Annotated in this window: 1 protein-coding gene; it reads right to left on the bottom strand. The window is 76.6% G+C overall.

Annotated features, from left to right (window positions below):
* A partial coding sequence (locus AC5LUJ_RS02365) for an ATP-binding SpoIIE family protein phosphatase (RefSeq protein ID WP_493464383.1) occupies window positions 1-1,374 on the bottom strand: 1,374 nt, incomplete at both ends.

Here is a 1,374-nt window from a genome sequence, read left to right as displayed (position 1 = left end):
ACCTCCACGATCACCCGGGACCCGGTCCGGCGCAGCCGCACGGACAGTGGGGACCGGCCGTGCACCAGCGCGTTGGTGACCAGCTCCGACATCAGCAGGACCACGGAGTCGACGGTGTCGGCGTCCACCGACCACGTCCGCAGCAGGTCGCAGGCGCGTCCCCGGGCCGCGCCGAGGCCGGCCGGCCCGTCGGGGACCGTGATGTCGGCGTAGCGGGTCGCCCCGCCCGCGTCGGTGTCGGGCAGCCCCACCAGCAGCAGGGCCACGTCGTCGTCATGGCCGGCGTCCCGGCCGAGGGCCTCCAGGGCCTGGTCGGCCCGTCTGCCCAGGGAGCCGTCCTGCCGGGCGAGCACCGCGGCCAGGTCCGAGACGCCGGCGTCGATGTCACGCTCCCGGCTCTCCACCAGCCCGTCGGTGAACAGGACCAGCAGCGCCCCCCGGTGCAGCCGGACGGTGTACTCCTTGACGTCGCCGCGGCCGAGCCCGAGCGGGGTGCCGACCTCCATGTACAGCCGCGACACCAGGCCGTCGGGGGCCACCACCAACGGCGGCGGGTGCCCCGCGTTCGCCAGCGTCAACAGGCCCGTGTGCGGCTCGATGACGCCGTAGATGCAGGTGGCGATCTGGCCCTCGTCGATCTCGCTGACCACGCCGTCGAGCAGGGCCAGCACCTCGTACGGGGACAGCTCCAGGCGGGCGCAGGTCCGCACCGCGGTCCGCAGCTGGCCCATGATCGCCGCGGCCCGGACCCCGCGGCCCATGACGTCACCGATGACCAGGCCCACCCGGCCCGCGCCGAGGTCGATCACGTCGAACCAGTCCCCGCCGACCTCGGTGTCCTCGACCCCGGGCACGTAGCGGGCGGCGATCTCCAGCCCCTCCGGCTCGACCACGGTCGGTGGCAGCAGGCTGCGCTGCAGGGTCAGCGCGGTGTCCCGGCTGCGCCGGTAGAGCTCCGCGTGCTCGACCGCGACCGCCGCGCGGGCCGCGAGCTCCTCGAGGAAGGCCACGTCGGCCTCGGTGTACGGCGGCCGGTCGCCGGCGGCCATCAGGCTGACCACACCAGCCACCTGGCCGCGCAGGACCAGCGGCACGGCGGCGAGGGTGTGCGCGCCGACATGCCCCATCCAGCGCGCCATGTCGGTGGACGACAGCCAGGAGGCGCCGGCCAGCGGGGCGATGTGCCCACGCCCGGTGAGCGCGGCGAGGTTGACCGGGCTGTCCCGCGGCCACCGGCCCGTCCGGGCCCGGGGTATCGGCAGCTGGGTCAGGCCGGGGCGCACCGACACGACCGCCCGCCGCAGCACCGGCGCCCCGGCCGGGCCGGCGTCCGGGCCAGCCGGGGCGTCCGGGCCGCCCGGGCCGTCCGGGCCG

The organism is Protofrankia sp. CiP1_Cm_nod3 (genome assembly GCF_982290655.1).
Note: the sequence above shows the minus strand (reverse complement) of the source record. Positions and strands in the feature narration are given on the sequence as shown.